This is a genomic window from Planctobacterium sp. AWM4_229, from assembly GCF_056160305.1.
In genome coordinates, this window is sequence record NZ_JBSWWX010000001.1 from 188,558 (window position 1) to 201,542 (window position 12,985).

Here is a 12,985-nt window from a genome sequence, read left to right on the forward strand (position 1 = left end):
GTCTTAGCAGGAGTAATTAAGCAACATGAAAACAATAGAAAAGTCCAGCAAACTCAATAATGTATGTTACGACATTCGTGGCCCGATTTTGAGTGAAGCGAAACGCCTCGAGGATGAAGGGCATCGAATACTAAAACTGAACATTGGCAACCCCGCCCCGTTTGGTTTTGAAGCCCCGGAAGATATCCTAAAAGATGTGATCCATAACCTGCCCAGTTCTCAAGGTTATGCCGATGCCAATGGACTTTATGCCGCTCGTGTTGCGGTAATGCAGTACTATCAACAGCGCAACATCAAGAACATTAATATTGAAGATGTTTTTATTGGCAATGGCGTTAGTGAACTTATTGTTATGGCAATGCAAGCACTGCTGAACAATGGTGACGAAGTTTTACTGCCCTCGCCCGATTATCCGCTTTGGACGGCAGCCGTTAGCTTGAGCTCGGGTACTCCGGTGCATTATCGATGTGACGAAAAGTCTAATTGGTTTCCGGATATCGAAGATATCAAATCCAAAATAACATCCAATACAAAAGCTATTGTACTTATCAATCCCAATAACCCAACTGGTGCCGTGTATAGCAAAGATTTGCTATTGCAAATTATTGAAGTAGCCAGAGAGCATGGCTTGATGATTTTCAGCGACGAAATATACGACAAAATCGTTTACGACCGCGCCAAACACATCTCTATTGCTAGCCTTGCTGATGATATCTTTTTCGTTACTTTTAGTGGTTTATCTAAAAACTACCGGGTTGCGGGCTTTCGCGCTGGCTGGCTGTTTATTAGTGGTAATAAGCGCCTGGGCAAAGGCTATATTGAAGGTTTGAATATTCTGTCATCAATGCGGATGTGCGCCAATGTGCCCAGTCAACACGCTATTCAGACAGCATTGGGGGGCTATCAAAGTATTAACGAATTAATAGCCGAAGGCGGCCGACTGCGCACTCAACGGGACATTGCCTTTAAAATGTTGAATGACATTCCCGGCATTAAATGCGTTAAACCCAAGGGCGCCATGTATTGTTTTGCTAAAGTCGATGAGAAGAAGTTTCAGATCAGAGACGACGAACGCATGATTTTGGATCTACTGCGCCAACAAAAAGTATTATTGGTACATGGCAGCGCCTTTAACTTCTTCGAGGGTATCTATTTCCGATTGGTGTTTTTACCCCATCAGGATCAGCTTGTACCCGCTCTTGAAGGGGTCCACGAATTCTTTTCAACTTACATTCAGGAATAAATAAGTAGATGCACAAGAAGAGCCATTTTTTCGCTCACATGGCACGTATGAAACTCATCCAACGCTGGCCATTGATGCGTAACGTGCACCAGGAAAATGTTCAGGAGCACAGTTTACAGGTTGCAATGGTGGCACATGCACTGGCGTTGATAAAAAATCGCTATTACGACGGCAATGTTGATCCGAACCGCGTCGCAACAATCGCGCTTTTTCATGATGTTTCAGAGGTTCTTACTGGGGACTTACCTAACCCTGTAAAATATTTCAATAACGCCATAAAAGAAGAATACAAAAAAATTGAAAAAATCGCCGAACAGCGCCTGATTGGAATGGCACCTGAAGAATTCCGCGATGACTACGCGCAACTGATCGACCAGCAATTTCACTCCGACGAAGAAGCCTTTCTGGTAAAAGCAGCCGATGTAATTTGCGCCTATTTAAAAACTCTCGAAGAACTGGCAGCCGGTAACAAAGAATTTAAGCTCGCCAAAAAGCGCATGGATCAGACGCTAAAAGACTACCACTCACCTGAAGTGGAATATTTCCTGGAGGCTTACGTGCCCAGCTTTTTGCTAAGTCTCGATGAAATCACATTAGACTCAGAATAAACGGGCCAAGGCCCGTTTATTGTTTTTTAGCACCACCTAAAACCAATTCGGGCCAAGCCATACCCTCACTCAAATTTACATCGCCAAAAACTTGACCAGAAACTAAGCGCACAGTAACGTAATCAAAAACCCTTGAGGATAAGTGTTGACTAATCAATGGCATGAGAGGCGGTTTGACAATCGCACGGTGCGCGAAGGCGATCATCGTACCCCATTTCAACGTGATAAAGCCCGTATTCTGCATTCCGCAGCATTCAGACGCCTACAATCAAAAACACAAGTATTAGGTATTGGTATCGGTGACTTTTATCGCACTCGCCTGACTCACTCATTGGAAGCTTCTCAAATTGGTCAAGGCATCTCTGCTCAATTAAAACTCAAATATCCGGATTTAATGCAAGAGCTCGGACTGGATAGCACCTTGATTGAAGCGCTCTGCCTGGCCCATGATATTGGTCATCCTCCCTTTGGCCACGGTGGTGAAGTAGCGCTAAATTTTATGATGCACCAGCACGGTGGCTTTGAAGGTAACGGCCAAACTTTCAGAATAGTTACCCGTCTTGAGCCCTATACCGCTGAACATGGTATGGACTTATCTAGAAGAACGCTGTTAGGTCTGGTTAAGTACCCCAACACCATTGACGTGCTTCAAGGCGAGTACCCTCAAGAAAAGATACAAGATTTTCGTAAAGTCAAAGCGGGTCAATGGCACCCTCCGAAAGGGCTTTTCCTCGATGACAGAGACGCGCTTGAGTGGTTGCTAGCCCCATTGAGCAAAACAGACCAGAAGCTTTTCCAACAAACCCTATCCCCTCGACCTGGCGCTCACAAGAAAAATCGATTTAAATCATTCGATTGTTCCATTATGGAGCTGGCGGATGATATTGCTTACAGCATCCACGATTTGGAAGACGCCATTGTGATGGGAATTGTTAATCAATCCACATTTGAACGGGAACTGCTGGGCCCGATACAGGATATTAAAGAAGCAACCTGGCTCAATAACCACTTGCCTGGGCTAAGTCCACTGCTTTTCAGTGAACATCCCCATGAACGAAAAAATGCCATTGGCGCTTTGGTGAATGCGTTTATTACCAGTATTGAGGTCGGTGCTACCGATCCGGGTTTTGATGAGCCACTACTCAAATACAACGCCACATTTCCCGATGAGTTTGAGCGCGCACTTACCGTCTTCAAAACCTTTGTTTATCAACGTGTTATTCGAAAATCAGAGATCCAACAGTTAGAGTACAAAGGCCAGTTAGTGGTTATGGAACTATTTAATGCGTTTTCTTCTGATCCAGAACGTCTGCTTCCTGAAAATACCCAAAAACGCTGGCATAAAGCCAAAGAGCGAGGCAGTGAAATACGGGTAATTGCCGATTATATTTCCGGTATGACAGATGAATTCGCCTCAAGAATGCATGGAAACTTGTTTTTACCCAAAATACAGGGTATCAATCACGGTCAATTCTACTAGAATTAATTAAACGCCAGCGTCGTAATTCCGTGAATATTAAAGTTTTTTCGATTTTGGCAGACAATTAATCAGGCACTAAATCAAAATAAAATTATGGCTGAAGCAAAAACAATTGAAGATATAGAATTCGAAGTGACTTCCGAAAACACAGATGACACGCCTGAATTTTGTATTGAAGGTATTGAGGAGCAGACTTCCTCAGAACCAGAATTCAGCCTGACTGAAGCCGCTGAAGGAGATAATTCTGCTGATGGTAACTCTCCAGAAGAGAAGTCACCAGAAGATGAAGTGCTTCTGACTGACTCTTCGGCGGAAACTGAGACAACTCAATCACAAGATACGATTTCCTCCAGCTATTCAGACGATATCCTCAGCCAACCAACAACTTCAGAGAACGAAATAACGCCCTCAGAGATTGATTTAAGTGATAACGAAGCGATAGACGTGGAATTAGATTCAGATCTTGCTTTAAGCCACTCTGCAGGGACTTTACATGTGCAGCAAGCTCACCAGTTGGAGATGTCATTACTGGAGAGAATTGATGACCTGATTCAAACTTTACAAAAAAGGAATCGGCCTGGCAATTCTCCAGAGCAGCTACCGCACAAGCAATTTGCAACAGGTTTGCACTACATTAAACACGAGAACAACCATTACCTTGGTGCCAAATGGTTGCGCAAAGCAGCCATGCAAGGACATGCAAAAGCACAGTTGTATTTAGGCATGCTGTTTTTACAAGGTAATGGTGTGCCGAAAAGCCTGTTTCACGCTTATGCCTGGTTTAGCTTAGCGGTTTGTCAGAATATCCCGGAAGCCAAAGACGCCCGCAAAAAACTAGAGCGCCACTTAACCGCAAAAGAAATAAATGCTTCTCTGAAATATGCGGCTGATTTACTGGATAAAATTCATCAACCTTAATTAGAAAGTGTTAAACTTTACTGCACAAAATTGTGCTGTAAACATCAACACGCTCCAGTCTTTACTACAAAATTTTTGAGATTTTTTAAGCCGAACCGGGTCCTATACGTATAGTGCTTAAAACAAATCGAGAAGTCTGTAACCAATATGTTGTTTAAAACCAAGCTTAAAACTACCTTGTCAGAAAATGACGTTACTGCTGAAAGCGTCTTTTACAACAGACGCAATATTCTCAAATCCATGGGTTTCGTAGGTGCCGGCTCATTACTTTCGACCTCCCTTAAATCGGAGGCTTCCAGCTGGTTTGGTAACGATGATAAATTTGAAACCAAACCACTTGAATACATCAGCAATAGTAAATATCAGGCAAGTGACAAACTCACCCCGGAATCAAAAGTCACCTCTTACAATAATTTTTACGAGTTTGGGACAGGTAAGGACGATCCCATTGAAAATGCACAAGGGCTAACAGTCGATCCCTGGAGCGTGGTAATAGACGGTGAAGTAGAAAAGCCACTCAAACTAAATTATGACGATTTATTCTCCAGCTTCGATATTGAAGAGCGCATTTATCGCTTTCGCTGTGTAGAAGCCTGGTCAATGGTGATCCCTTGGTTAGGCTTTCCTTTACACAAACTGTTAAACAAAGCCGTACCCACTACAAAGGCTCGTTATGTTGCGTTTGAAACGCTATACAGACCAGAAGAAATGCCCGGTCAAAAAAGTCGCTTTGCGGGTGGCGGTATTGACTATCCCTATTTAGAGGGATTGCGACTGGATGAAGCAATGCACCCCTTAACCTTTATGTCTGTAGGCCTATACGGTAAAACCTTACCGCCGCAAAATGGTGCACCTTTCAGGTTGGTTGTCCCTTGGAAATATGGTTTTAAGAGCATTAAATCTGTAGTGAAAATTACACTTACCAGTCAACAACCTCCTAATACCTGGAATATTTTGCAGCCAAGCGAATATGGATTTTATGCCAACGTGAACCCGGAAGTTTCCCATCCAAGATGGTCACAAGCCACTGAACGTAGATTGGGAGGCGGTGGATTGTTAGGCAGCAACCGCATAGAAACTCAAATGTTCAATGGTTACTCAGAGGTTGCCGAGTTATATAAAGGCATGAATCTGAGAAAGTATTTTTAAATAAGATGATAAGGATATCTGCAAAACACATAATCCTATTCAAAACTCTCATTCATGTTTTGAATCTTGGGTTTATTCTAACCTGGTACTACTGGGCACTTACCGATCAGTTAGGTGCCGATCCGGTAAAGACAATTATTCATTTTACAGGTATGGGGGCACTCAACCTGTTGTTGCTGACCCTTCTGGTAAGCCCCACCGCAAGATATTTAAAGCAAGCCAAGCTGATGAAACTCAGGCGCTTGTTTGGCTTATATAGCTTTACATGGGCACTATTGCATTTGAGTAATTACATCATTTTTGATTTGCAAATGGCCTTTGAAACCTTGCTGCAAGATATCATAAAGCGTCCATACATTACCGTAGGGTTTACAGCCTTTGTAGCGCTTTTGGCACTAGCAATAACGTCTAACAAATTCAGTCAAAAAAAACTGAAAAAACGTTGGCACGATCTACATAAACTCATTTACCCCGCCAGCATATTGATTGCTCTTCACTTTATCTGGTCTGTGAAAGCGTTAGACCTGGAACCCATTTTTTATTGGTTGTTACTTCTTATGCTATTGGCGACCAGGATTCGATATGTACAAAAGAGACTCTTTGCTTAACTTGCGTTTTTGGCACGTATAAAAAATATGCAAAAATACACTTGACTGTTTATTAATACAGTATTACTGTTTTGCTATACAGTATTTTATACAGGTGTTAATTATGTTTATTATCGAAACAGAGAATCAGTCAGTTAATGCGCTTAACTCATCTTTGAGCAGCACCCCAGTTGCCAGAAGGAATACTTCTGGCGCCTCTTCATCTTACAATTTTGATGAGATGGCGAAACTCAGAGCCCTATTTCTTGGCTTAATTCGACAAAAGCGTTGGATTTATTTTTTAAACGATGAGATTAAACTACGAGCCAATCACCTACCAGTGTTACAGGTTAAATTGAAGCCCCATCATTGTCAGTATGAATCTCTGCAAAAAATTATTGTTGCGGGTAACTGCAGCGCAGTGGTAGTAGAAAACAATAGATTAGATGACAAACAGCTAGAGGATATTCTGGCACTGGGAATCGCCCATAGAGTTCAGCTAATTTTGTTGGAAAATATTCAGGACAGTGAGACACTGCATTAAAGCTTTCCAGTTAATATGATGTATGCAAACTTGTTATTGTTGTAGCGGTCGTCCATTTGACACCTGCTGTAGACCGCTATTGAATGGCGTTGGACATGCCATAAACGCCGAGCAGCTTATGCGCTCTCGTTATTCTGCTTACAAACTCAGCAAGTTTGATTACATCCTGGACACCTATGGTGCGGCCCAAAAAAGTCGGCTTAGTATTGAACAGTTGAGGGATTCTGCGCAAGGCACAATCTGGATAGGACTGGATGTGGTTGGTTTTAAACAAGTCAGTGAATCCCAAGCCTTTGTAGAATTTAAAGCTTTCTACAAAGACAATAATCAGTTCTTTCAGATGCACGAAATATCCGAATTCGAATGCCAACAAGGCTTGTGGAAATACACCAGCGGACAAATTCAAGAAGATAGTGGCAAAATCAAATTGTCCCGGAATGCCCCCTGTCCATGTCAGAGCGGTAAGAAATTCAAACAGTGTTGTCTGTCTACTGTTGGGTAAAAACCTGAAGCAAGCCAGGTTTTTACTCGCAAAATCAAGAACTAATCTAAACCTTTTTCTTTCACATCGGCGATAACATCATAAAGTAAAGTTTCATCCACCTTGATATCTTCCCCTTGCAGATTTTTGATCTTCATTTGCGTAAACACATCACAATTTGCCGTAACGTCATCGGGAATTCGCTTAACGTCGTTGTGCAGCGACAGCGGTGTGGGATGCATGTAAGCCAGCAATTTCGCTGAAGGTAAATCATTGCGGTGGATGGCCTCAGCAAATTGCTGTTGACGCACGTAATGGGTGTTTTCTGTTTTTAGGGGAACCGCTGGATAAAAATTAAATTTTTCTATAGGGATTAAGCCCACCGGTTGCTGCTCGTCTTCCCCTTCTAACTTTAATCTTTGAGTTAAGTCCTGTTGCATCATGGAAAGCAGCAACGCAAACTCGCTTTGCGTGCCATAGCGCAGCGCCTTACCCAGTCCAGCTTTGAACTCAGTTTGTCGAATTTCAGAATTGATTGCGGTTTTGACTTGGCTTTCCATTGGTTTTCTATAACCCCCTTTCTTCTTTAATTTATCGACCAAAGAGGCTAAACGCTTTAATTGTAAAACTAATTATGACGAAATGTTTACAGCAGTATTTTTTCTGCTAATATACGCCGCTCTTTTGGAGGGGTTCCCGAGTGGCCAAAGGGATCAGACTGTAAATCTGACGGCTCCGCCTTCGCTGGTTCGAATCCAGCCCCCTCCACCACTTCTTTTATATTCGCCAGTATTTCAAGCTTCAATAAAAACAAAAACTAGTCCCCATGGGGCTGGGTGAGAAGCAGCGCTCGTCACTTCCTCATAAACGGGAGATCAGTATTCAGGATCTTGCCACTTAACGGGGATAAAAAAGGTCCCCTCCATTAACAGATTAATTTTCATTCGAAATACTCAGGAACTGCATTAAAATCAAACGCTTTGGCTGTTTTCCTTGCTTTTGTAGTCTTTCTCATTCATTTTTATGCCTAGGGTTAATAAAACTAACTTCTGCGGGTAATGCCAAAAATTAGCTTACAGGACAAAAGAGTCATTATCGTTGATGATCAACGACCTTTTTTGCTTATGCTCAAAGGCATTATCTCTAAATTAGGCGTGCGTTCTTTGCGCATAGTGCAAACAGCCGAAAGCGCCATTGCCGACTGTAAAAAAGAAAAGTTTGATGTCGTCATTGCCGATCTGCATTTAGGTACCAATAAAAAAAATGGCTACCAACTGATAGAACAACTGCGGGTGCAAAAACTCACCAGGCCCGATACAGTCTATATGATGGTGAGTGGTGACAGCCATCGACCAGTGGTACTCGGTAGCATTGAGAGAAATCCAGACGATTACATTATCAAGCCGTTTTCTCAAGCGCAGCTAATCAATCGACTTTCCAAAGCATTTGAAAAAAAGCAAGCGCTAAGATCTATCCATCTTGAAATCTTCAAAGAAAACTGGGACGCAGCAATTCAGGCGTCACAAGCTTTATTGGAAACAGCCACCAAGTATCGACAAAGTATTATCTTATTATTAACAGAACTCTATTGGCGCACTGCTGAATACGATCAGGCACACGCTTTGTTAAGTGAAGTATTAGAGCAAAAAAACCTGCCATGGGCGCAAGTCGCAATGGCTCGTACCAAGCTTTTAATGGGCGATTATGAAGAAAGTATTAAACTCGCCCGTCAGATTGTCTCAGGAAGACTATTGGCATTGGAAGGACACGACATACTCGCCAAGAGTTACATGGCATTGGAAAGGCACCCTGATGCCATGGCTCAAATCAGATTGGCTTTAGATCTGTCACCGTTTTCAATGGAGAGACAATATTTAGGTGCAGCTATTGGCCGCATTAATAAAGACTACGAATTTGCCAAGCAGTGTTGCAAAGAATTATTTGAACAAAGTAAACGTTCCGTACACCGAGATCTTGCACACATGTGTAATTTTGTGCGCTCAATTGTAGACATTGCAGAGAATGCTGAAGACAAAGGTAAAAAAAACAAGTATCAGCAAGAAGCAATGTTAACCTTACAGCGACTCAAAACCGATGAATTAGTTGTGCGTTCAGCAGATGACTTCAGTTACGATGCCTTTGCCAACCTAATGACCGGTCGAATTAACTCCCTTGACGGCAAATCAATAGAAGCCAAAAACTCACTTTCGGCAGCGCAACGAGAGATCGCAGAAAAGTTTGATGAAATGCCGATGGTTCTCGCTCCAGACACTATCAATCTCATGGTAAAAGTGGGTGATTTTAATCAAGCCAAAGAGCTAACCAATGACTTGCGAGCGAGTAACTACAAGATTGATGAAAATATTGAATTCTTGTTAGAACAAGTAGGTAATGAAATTGAAAGCCAAAGTGGTAAATTCGAACACTACAATCAAAAAGGGCTGGATTGTTTCAATGCTGGAAAATATCAAGCTGCATTTGAAGCATTTGGACACGCTTTAAAGTACTCGCAGGTCAATGGCGATGTGGCCATTAATTTACTGCATTGCTCACACAGACTGATGGAACAAACTAACAAACCAGAGTTAATCACTATTGTTGAAACTAAAAAGACAGTTAAGATGCTGGAAGAAATCTCCCTCAGCGAACAACAGTCCACAGAATTTATCAAGTTAAAATCCGATTTAGGCAATTATATGGAGCTCAAATGAAAACACTCATCGCCTTTTTTATCTCCCTAACAGCGCTCCAAGGTTGCGTCGTGATGGAAGGAAAACCCTGTGAAGACATAGTGGAGGTTAAGCGTCAGGAAAAAATGTGCCAAACGCTACGCAAGCAAATGAATGATAAAAGCCACCCACAAGCGGCATTAACAGCTAAACAAAGATACGAAGAGGCTTGTGTCGACCTGCGTTACTACCGCGATGATTTTGATACCATCTGTCATAGTGATGAATCACCTTCAAGTAAAAAGAAGTAGTTTATTTAATGGCTTTGGTGCGCCTCCCCAAAGCCGTTAACATTGAGCCCACTACAACCAGAAAAGCTCCCAGGTAGGCTGTTTTGGTGAGATCCGAATGACTAAAAAATTGTGGATAAATCGAAACCGCTAAACCACTGCTGAGGATGGTAAATACCGGCGCCATCGCGATGACGGCGCTGACTTTAGAAGCTTCCCAAACAGACATAGCCCGTGTGAAACTGCCATAAGCAACAAGCGTATTAATACAGCAAAACAACAAAGCCAAGCCACTGAACCATGTTAATGCCCCAATCGATGCGACATCAGACAGCGGTAACAACATCATAGCGCCGAGGCCATAAAAAATGAGGGTCATTTGACGGGCTGAAAAGTGTAACAATAAGAATTTTTGTAGAAGCGCGTAAGCCACCCAAGTTACTGCGGCAAAGACCATGATAAATACACCAACACTATAACCGTCTCCAAATGCTAGTAGCGATTGCCACTTGTTATCGAAAAATAACGTAAAGCCGATAATCAGTGTCAAAGCCCCAAGCATTTGTAGTCGGGTAAAAACTTCTTTGAAAAACCACACTCCCCCAAGCATTAATAGAAATGGAGCCAGCTGGATAATGACCTGTGCCGTTTCTGGGTGAAGGTATTCAAGGCTTTTTACATAACCGACATAATTAGCTGATAACGCAAGTCCCGCTAACAGTACAATAGTTAAGCGGCCTTGTTGGAACTGCATTTTATCTGGCCATTGTTTTTTTAAGGTGATAACAAACAACACCACAAAAAATGCGAACAGGAAACGATAGAAGCTTACCGTGATTGGATCGATCACTGTCAATGCCAATAGCATAAAGTGCGGCAAGACTCCCCACATAAACGCAGTGAGTAACGACAAAGAAAATCCGAAAACGGGTCTATTTTCCATAACTAAACGGCTGAATGGTGCGGCAGCGCAGTTTAGCAGCTTTTTCAGTGATTGGAATCGTTTCTAATCGTCTTGTGATAAATCGCTAAAATCATCAATATAGCCATCAATTTTTCGAAACAAACGCCGTTTTTGCTTTTCTGTGATAGTGGGAAAAACCTCAACGACTAGAGCCGAAAATACACTCCGGTTGTGCTCTAAATTCGCAACGTACTGGGGGTGCTGATAGACCTCAGGTTGCGTCAATAAAATGAGAAAGTCTTGTTCAAAACTGTCTAAATCGCGTTGCATCAACAACTCTTTGGCAGCACCTTGCACAGCCCGACGATAAGTTAACCACTCAAGCCTGTTTGGAATAACCTGTTGCGCATATTTAGCCACCAGATCTTTTTGCTCCTGCGTAAGACGACCCAAATAGTCTTGCAACTGTTCTTTGAAACGTTTCTGAAAACGCTCTGTCAGTTCTTCCTGAGTCTTTTCTTTACGCTCAATTTCATCCTCGGCATTTTTATCTTCCAGAGAAGCAAACATATCCTCAACCTGCTCGTCATTGAGTAATCGAGCCAAACTGGCAATATCCGGGGCAACATGCCCTCTCAGTCTTACCCAGTGTCCTCGAGCTCGATTAAATTGTTCCGATACCAATTCTGAAGTGATGTTTCCCTCTTGCAGCATTCGTTTCAGGTCTTGTAGGTGCCTTACATAGATTTCTAACTCGGCATCTCTATGCCAGTCGTGCCATTGTGCGAAACGCTCATCAAAGGCGACTTTTTGTGGTTTGTTTAAGTCGATATAGTCATCGAGATACCAGTGCACTAACCAGTCAAGGTTGTTGTAGGCAAACTGTGAGCTGCACCCGGAAAGAAGCAATAAGAAAACAACTAATATTTTTTTCATCGTACATTCCATGATTAATCAGATCAGTGTAATGGATTCGTTTTTAGTTATGTTGCTATGACATAGATTCTTACAGAGTTCTTCGGAAAGCGGATTACCAATAAAATGAGGTTGTCATTTTTCACCAGATCACCATATAGTTTTACACAAGCTTGATGGCAACGAATGACAAACATGAAAAGAATAGCTGTATTAACTTCTGGCGGTGACGCTCCCGGTATGAATGCCTGTATCAGAGCCATCGTGTTAACTGCCGAACATTTTAATGTTTCTGTGGTTGGCTTTCGCCACGGTTACTATGGTCTGCTCAACAGCGAACACGTGGAAATCTCCACCGATATGGTGGCCAATATCATCCAAAACGGCGGCACTATCTTACACAGTGCACGTTGCCCCGAATTTAAAACTGAAAAAGCAGCACTAAAAGCCGCCAATAGTCTTGATGCGCTGGGTATCGATGCTCTGCTAGTCATTGGTGGTGATGGTTCGTTCCACGGCGCCCACCATTTACAACAATATTGGCATAAACCGGTTATCGGACTACCCGGCACAATCGACAACGACATCTATGGCACTGACGCCACAATCGGCTATTTCACCGCCATTGAAACCGCATTAGACGCAATCGACAAAATCAGGGACACTGCCGACGCTTTTGAGCGGGTATTCTTAATCGAAGTAATGGGCCGCCACGCAGGGTTTATAGGGTTAAGCGCCTCCATCAGCTCTGGCGCCGATCAGGTGCTGCTTCCCGAAATCAATAGCGATAGCGAAGCTGCATTTAAGAACCTGGTTGCAAGAATTGAAACCACTCGAGAGAAAAAAGGACAATGCAGCTATATAGTGGTGGTGGCTGAAAATCTCTGGCCGGGGGGCGTTACCGCGCTAGCGGACAAAATTAACAGCGAACTGTCTATCGAGAGCCGTCCCGTGGTGTTAGGCCATATTCAACGTGGTGGTTCACCATCACCTCAAGACCGCATTCTTGCCACAAAGCTCGGCGCTTATGCCGTTGAATGCGCACTACAAGGCAAAAGTGGCATTATGGTAGGTGAACAGAATCAGCAGTTAGTGGAAGTCCCCCTACCCCACACCTGGCAAAACCAAAAACCTCTCGATCCCTATTTGGTAAAAATCCAAACCGAATTCTTTGACATTTTGGAGTAATGTGTTTAA

General features: G+C 42.8%; 14 protein-coding genes and 1 tRNA gene. 12 read left to right on the forward strand and 3 right to left on the reverse strand.

The window, feature by feature from the left end; translation table 11 throughout:
- The first annotated feature begins 25 nt into the window (after nt 1-25).
- The 8 genes from ACXAGP_RS00820 to ACXAGP_RS00855 all read left to right on the forward strand — a co-directional run bounded on the left by ACXAGP_RS00820 (nt 26) and on the right by ACXAGP_RS00855 (nt 7,031).
- Nucleotides 26-1,243 (forward strand): pyridoxal phosphate-dependent aminotransferase, encoded by a 1,218-nt coding sequence (locus ACXAGP_RS00820; RefSeq protein WP_475258952.1) that lies wholly within the window; start codon nt 26-28, stop codon nt 1,241-1,243.
- Nucleotides 1,244-1,251: 8 nt separating this feature from the next.
- Nucleotides 1,252-1,851, forward strand: a complete 600-nt coding sequence (yfbR, locus tag ACXAGP_RS00825; RefSeq protein ID WP_475258953.1) for a 5'-deoxynucleotidase — start codon at nt 1,252-1,254, stop codon at nt 1,849-1,851.
- A 142-nt stretch (nt 1,852-1,993) separates the two neighbouring features.
- Nucleotides 1,994-3,331 (forward strand): anti-phage deoxyguanosine triphosphatase, encoded by a 1,338-nt coding sequence (locus ACXAGP_RS00830; RefSeq protein ID WP_475258954.1) that lies wholly within the window; start codon nt 1,994-1,996, stop codon nt 3,329-3,331.
- Nucleotides 3,332-3,424: 93 nt separating this feature from the next.
- On the forward strand, nt 3,425-4,249 hold the full coding sequence (locus ACXAGP_RS00835) for a tetratricopeptide repeat protein (RefSeq protein ID WP_475258955.1): 825 nt from the start codon (nt 3,425-3,427) through the stop codon (nt 4,247-4,249).
- Between the two features lie 147 nt (nt 4,250-4,396).
- On the forward strand, nt 4,397-5,398 hold the full coding sequence (gene msrP, locus ACXAGP_RS00840; RefSeq protein ID WP_475258956.1) for a protein-methionine-sulfoxide reductase catalytic subunit MsrP: 1,002 nt from the start codon (nt 4,397-4,399) through the stop codon (nt 5,396-5,398).
- A 5-nt stretch (nt 5,399-5,403) separates the two neighbouring features.
- Complete coding sequence (gene msrQ / locus ACXAGP_RS00845) at nt 5,404-6,006, forward strand: protein-methionine-sulfoxide reductase heme-binding subunit MsrQ (protein ID WP_475258957.1); 603 nt, start codon at nt 5,404-5,406, stop codon at nt 6,004-6,006.
- Nucleotides 6,007-6,109: 103 nt separating this feature from the next.
- Complete coding sequence (locus ACXAGP_RS00850; protein ID WP_475258958.1) at nt 6,110-6,529, forward strand: hypothetical protein; 420 nt, start codon at nt 6,110-6,112, stop codon at nt 6,527-6,529.
- A gap of 22 nt (nt 6,530-6,551) precedes the next feature.
- The gene (locus ACXAGP_RS00855; RefSeq protein ID WP_475258959.1) at nt 6,552-7,031 is read left to right on the forward strand and encodes a YchJ family protein; all 480 of its coding nucleotides are present in this window, start codon (nt 6,552-6,554) and stop codon (nt 7,029-7,031) included.
- A gap of 41 nt (nt 7,032-7,072) precedes the next feature.
- Here ACXAGP_RS00855 and ACXAGP_RS00860 read toward each other — a convergent pair whose 3' ends face one another.
- On the reverse strand, nt 7,073-7,570 hold the full coding sequence (locus ACXAGP_RS00860; RefSeq protein ID WP_475258960.1) for a VC2046/SO_2500 family protein: 498 nt from the start codon (nt 7,568-7,570) through the stop codon (nt 7,073-7,075).
- Between the two features lie 126 nt (nt 7,571-7,696).
- Between ACXAGP_RS00860 and ACXAGP_RS00865 the strand changes: the two genes are divergently transcribed.
- From ACXAGP_RS00865 to ACXAGP_RS00875, 3 genes are all read left to right on the forward strand, one after another.
- Nucleotides 7,697-7,781, forward strand: a tRNA-Tyr gene (locus tag ACXAGP_RS00865).
- Between the two features lie 287 nt (nt 7,782-8,068).
- Nucleotides 8,069-9,721, forward strand: coding sequence for a response regulator (locus ACXAGP_RS00870; RefSeq protein WP_475258961.1), 1,653 nt, complete (start codon nt 8,069-8,071; stop codon nt 9,719-9,721).
- Entirely contained in the window at nt 9,718-9,990 is a 273-nt protein-coding gene (locus ACXAGP_RS00875) for a hypothetical protein (protein WP_475258962.1), read from the forward strand. The genes ACXAGP_RS00870 and ACXAGP_RS00875 overlap by 4 nt, the downstream gene beginning before the upstream one ends.
- Before the next feature lies 1 nt (nt 9,991).
- On the opposite strand, the gene ACXAGP_RS00880 is transcribed toward ACXAGP_RS00875, so the two are convergent.
- Together ACXAGP_RS00880 and ACXAGP_RS00885 are read right to left on the reverse strand one after the other, a co-directional pair.
- On the reverse strand, nt 9,992-10,912 hold the full coding sequence (locus ACXAGP_RS00880) for a DMT family transporter (RefSeq protein ID WP_475258963.1): 921 nt from the start codon (nt 10,910-10,912) through the stop codon (nt 9,992-9,994).
- A gap of 63 nt (nt 10,913-10,975) precedes the next feature.
- Nucleotides 10,976-11,809 carry a DUF6279 family lipoprotein gene (locus ACXAGP_RS00885; protein WP_475258964.1) on the reverse strand — a complete coding sequence of 278 codons (834 nt, stop codon included), beginning with the start codon at nt 11,807-11,809 and terminating at the stop codon, nt 10,976-10,978.
- A 174-nt stretch (nt 11,810-11,983) separates the two neighbouring features.
- Here ACXAGP_RS00885 and ACXAGP_RS00890 point away from each other — a divergent pair, with 174 nt between their 5' ends.
- The gene (locus ACXAGP_RS00890) at nt 11,984-12,976 is read left to right on the forward strand and encodes an ATP-dependent 6-phosphofructokinase (RefSeq protein ID WP_475258965.1); all 993 of its coding nucleotides are present in this window, start codon (nt 11,984-11,986) and stop codon (nt 12,974-12,976) included.
- Nucleotides 12,977-12,985: the final 9 nt, after the last annotated feature.

What these genes read in the sequence shown, in the direction of transcription:
- ACXAGP_RS00870 (WP_475258961.1), top strand. Translation starts at nt 8,069, where the DNA reads ATGCCAAAAATTAGCTTACAGGACAAAAGAGTCATTATCGTTGATGAT.
- yfbR (WP_475258953.1), top strand. Translation starts at nt 1,252, where the DNA reads ATGCACAAGAAGAGCCATTTTTTCGCTCACATGGCACGTATGAAACTC.
- msrQ (WP_475258957.1), top strand. Translation starts at nt 5,404, where the DNA reads ATGATAAGGATATCTGCAAAACACATAATCCTATTCAAAACTCTCATT.
- msrP (WP_475258956.1), top strand. Translation starts at nt 4,397, where the DNA reads ATGTTGTTTAAAACCAAGCTTAAAACTACCTTGTCAGAAAATGACGTT.
- ACXAGP_RS00880 (WP_475258963.1), bottom strand. Translation starts at nt 10,912, where the DNA reads ATGGAAAATAGACCCGTTTTCGGATTTTCTTTGTCGTTACTCACTGCG.
- ACXAGP_RS00855 (WP_475258959.1), top strand. Translation starts at nt 6,552, where the DNA reads ATGCAAACTTGTTATTGTTGTAGCGGTCGTCCATTTGACACCTGCTGT.
- ACXAGP_RS00820 (WP_475258952.1), top strand. Translation starts at nt 26, where the DNA reads ATGAAAACAATAGAAAAGTCCAGCAAACTCAATAATGTATGTTACGAC.
- ACXAGP_RS00860 (WP_475258960.1), bottom strand. Translation starts at nt 7,570, where the DNA reads ATGGAAAGCCAAGTCAAAACCGCAATCAATTCTGAAATTCGACAAACT.
- ACXAGP_RS00835 (WP_475258955.1), top strand. Translation starts at nt 3,425, where the DNA reads ATGGCTGAAGCAAAAACAATTGAAGATATAGAATTCGAAGTGACTTCC.
- ACXAGP_RS00875 (WP_475258962.1), top strand. Translation starts at nt 9,718, where the DNA reads ATGAAAACACTCATCGCCTTTTTTATCTCCCTAACAGCGCTCCAAGGT.
- ACXAGP_RS00890 (WP_475258965.1), top strand. Translation starts at nt 11,984, where the DNA reads ATGAAAAGAATAGCTGTATTAACTTCTGGCGGTGACGCTCCCGGTATG.
- ACXAGP_RS00850 (WP_475258958.1), top strand. Translation starts at nt 6,110, where the DNA reads ATGTTTATTATCGAAACAGAGAATCAGTCAGTTAATGCGCTTAACTCA.
- ACXAGP_RS00885 (WP_475258964.1), bottom strand. Translation starts at nt 11,809, where the DNA reads ATGAAAAAAATATTAGTTGTTTTCTTATTGCTTCTTTCCGGGTGCAGC.